This is a genomic window from Anaeromonas frigoriresistens, from assembly GCF_016820655.1.
Classification (GTDB): domain Bacteria; phylum Bacillota; class Clostridia; order Tissierellales; family SIT17; genus Anaeromonas; species Anaeromonas frigoriresistens.
This window is the reverse complement of the sequence record NZ_WSFT01000018.1, coordinates 1-3301: the sequence shown is the minus strand read 5'-3', so window position 1 is coordinate 3301 and position 3301 is coordinate 1. Positions and strand designations below refer to the sequence as shown.

5 protein-coding genes are annotated in these 3301 nt (G+C 29.1%); all 5 read right to left on the bottom strand.

Going from position 1 to position 3301, the window contains the following annotated elements:
* A partial coding sequence (locus GOQ27_RS03720) for an RHS repeat protein (RefSeq protein ID WP_203365485.1) occupies positions 1 to 183 on the bottom strand: 183 nt, incomplete at its 3' end.
* Positions 167 to 487: a hypothetical protein gene (locus GOQ27_RS03715; RefSeq protein WP_203365484.1), complete on the bottom strand. Its 321-nt coding sequence runs from the start codon at positions 485 to 487 to the stop codon at positions 167 to 169. The genes GOQ27_RS03715 and GOQ27_RS03720, both read right to left, overlap by 17 nt.
* Positions 488 to 535: 48 nt before the next feature.
* Positions 536 to 1474, bottom strand: a complete 939-nt coding sequence (locus GOQ27_RS03710; RefSeq protein ID WP_203365483.1) for a hypothetical protein — start codon at positions 1472 to 1474, stop codon at positions 536 to 538.
* Positions 1475 to 1785: 311 nt separating this feature from the next.
* Positions 1786 to 2289 (bottom strand): hypothetical protein, encoded by a 504-nt coding sequence (locus tag GOQ27_RS03705; RefSeq protein WP_203365482.1) that lies wholly within the window; start codon positions 2287 to 2289, stop codon positions 1786 to 1788.
* 28 nt (positions 2290 to 2317) lie between these two features.
* A partial coding sequence (locus GOQ27_RS03700) for an RHS repeat-associated core domain-containing protein (RefSeq protein WP_203365481.1) occupies positions 2318 to 3301 on the bottom strand: 984 nt, incomplete at its 5' end.

Sequence of the window (3301 nt, the reverse complement as noted above, 5' to 3'; positions counted from 1 at the left end):
GTGCTTGTTTAAATCTGTTACTTCCTTTATCCTATTTCCAAATCCATCATAGGTAAAGGAGGATGTGTCTCCCTTTTGGTTTATTACCTTTACCAGTTTGTTTGTTTCATCAAATTGATATTGATTTGTTACTTCTCCTGCTTCTTTTACTGTGTTTAGATTTCCTCTAACTGTCATATTCAAAGTTCTTTCCTTCTGATGGGCTCTCTCCATCTTCATAGCTCTTTATTAGTCTGTTTAAATCATCATATTGATAGTTTACTGCATCAGTAGTTCCTTCTTTTGTCCACTCTTCCATCCTTACTCTATTACCTAGACTGTCATAGAAGTATTTTCTATTTTTTTCGTTTCTATTTTTTACTTCTACTAATTGGTTTAATGGATCATATCTATATTCTTCTTTTTCGTAGTTTTCTCCTTCTTCATCTTTGATTAATCTTGATATCTCTGTCCTATTTCCTGCTGCATCATACTCATATTGGCTCATAATATAAAGGAACATGAAAGTAATTCCATGTTTCTTTTATAGTTTAAACTATTCTCCTACTTCAAATGTCTCAAATAAAGTTTGTGCTTTTTCTTTTAACTCCTCATATTTCTCCATTTTTACTTCCATTTGTTCTTCGTCACTAGTTAATTTAGCATGATACCATTCATTGCTCATATCAACCGTGTCTAGAACTGAACCAATTAGTTTTCTTTCATTTCTTCTCAAGTGTGTCAATTCAAATGTAAGGTGGCTAAACCTTTTATGCATTTCGTCTTTTTGAATATCTGAGATCCCTTGCTCATTTTTTATATTATCTTCAACTTCCTTATATATGTCGAGACTAAGTTTATATGTTGACTCTCTTATAATTGGGTTTTCATAGTTTAATTGAGTTCTTTCAAAGGGTCTACCTATACTGAAACTATTGTTAAGAAGAGCAGTCATAATAGTTATTATACTCAAATAAACTAATCTTTTAGATATAGATTGTAATGTTGATTTATCCATTTCTTTTTTTTCTATTCTGTATTTGGCAACATAATATACTTGAATATTTAACCATAATATTAAAATTGGATAGCTATATATACTAATCAAAATATTAAATTCAGCAATTGTAAAACTTAATGCAGATAATATTATATATACTAATATATAAGGTGTTATAATTCGTTCCCCAATATTTAATGGTATATTATATAAGAGTGATCTATTGATTATATTCATATATATTCTTATAAAAATCTTTTTGCCAAGTAAAGCTAGTCCTATACCAAATAAAATTTTCAATACAAATTTTATTAATGAGTGTTCTCCTTCTGCTAACAATATATTTAGACTTAAAGAATATATTATAGAAGAAATTATATAATATATCTTCATTATTTTTTTATCATAATCCACTAAGTCTTTACTATATGAAGTTTTTCTTGGATGTAAAATTATATTTTTTATTAACAATAAAATTTCATAATATCTCTTCACTATATCACCCTTTGTTTTAAACTACATTTTAGTTATATTCTTCTTTGTCTTCTCTTTTTCCTTCATTAACCAATCATAAAATATAAGCTATCTGACTGTATTAGACAGATAGCCTATATCTATAGATAATTTAATTAAATACTAATTAAGATTGAAGCTCTACTTCTACACCCTTTTTAAATCCTAATAATATTGATAAGTAGAAATTATAAAGTAGTATTTTTATTATACATGCTTATTACTTTATCTAATATCACTTTAAAAATTTATATATTTACGTAATCAAGTCTTATATAAGAAATGAGTATGATTTAAATTATCTTATAAGCAACTGCTTCATCTTTGTAATCTTGTAAGTTATCAGAAAGCCATATATTTTCTTCTTCTCTAACTATATGAAATCTTAACGTAACTATTTTTTTATTACTACTAATTATTAAGCAAAAATTGTAATTTGGATAACTTTCTTTCAATATTAATGACCAAATATTTAAAATCATAAAACCTAAAGAAATTACATCTTTAACCTCATATATATCACCCTTAATATAATCATTTAATCTTATTTCATTACATGAAGCTTCATATCCAGTTTTATCTCCATACATACTAATTATTCTATGAAAATTAATATCATTAAGTTGTATTTCATCATTGTTATCAATTATTAAACATCCGTATACATCTTTTATTTTGGGGTTAAAAACATTTAATAATTGGCTTACATCAACATTAACAGTAGATATATTAAAAAAATCAATATCATCAATAATATCATCCATTACCATATTTGTTTTTATATTTCCTTCTCTCAATGTATGTCCTCCTGATATTCTATCTATATTATTCCCCTAATATATTCAATGCTTTTTTGATGGCATTTTGAATATTATTATCCCTTAGAATTTTTTGTATTTTCTTCGGTGCTAATTTTCCTGTTTTTTGATTATAAAATACTTTATCACTTACATCATAATACCACTTGGTATTATTTGATTCATGATAATGAATCTGACCTGGTCTCTTTCCTGGAGATGGATTCTCTACATCAATTCTTTCTGTTCTCCCATTTTGCCATACAGTTTTACTATTAACTTGTGTGCCATTTTTCCCTAGTTTATTAGTCCCCTTATTACCACTATTCCTCACTTCAGCTAATCTAATGCTATCTTTAATTAAGTTCCCTGTAGCATTTCCTGCTATTGCTATAGAAGCTGCGGCTGTTGCACTAAATGCTAAGGCACCTACCCCTGTGAAAGATGTAGCAAATACTAAACCTCCACTAACAAATGTAGATTTTAACGATGCTAAAGCTATAATTGCATTAGTGGCCAATTTACCTAGTAGATATATCATTTCATTGTTTCTTCCATATTCATGTTCTATCTGACTAGATTGTCCAAATGACACTGTTTCTAACATTGCTGCTCCTACGCCTTGGCTAAAATCATATACTCCACTACATATTCCTTCTATCATCGCACCTATACCGCTATTTTCAATCTTAGGTCCTACCTCTTCTACTACATCATCATTACCACCTGTATCCGGATCCTCTGTTCCTCCACTGCCATTACCATTTCCGGATCCATTACCTGAACCATTTCCAGGGTCACTTCCTGAGTCATCATTTCCTCCATCATCGTCATCATCATCCCATCCTGGTATAACTCCATCACCAGGGTCATTTTGACTTAGCATACCTGATGGGTCAATATATCTTAGCGGGTTATTCTTTACATATGGATATGGATTCATGGTTACTGGCTCAGCTATTGTTCCTGGCCATGGGTCTTCTGATATGAATCTTCCTATCTCTGGCATATA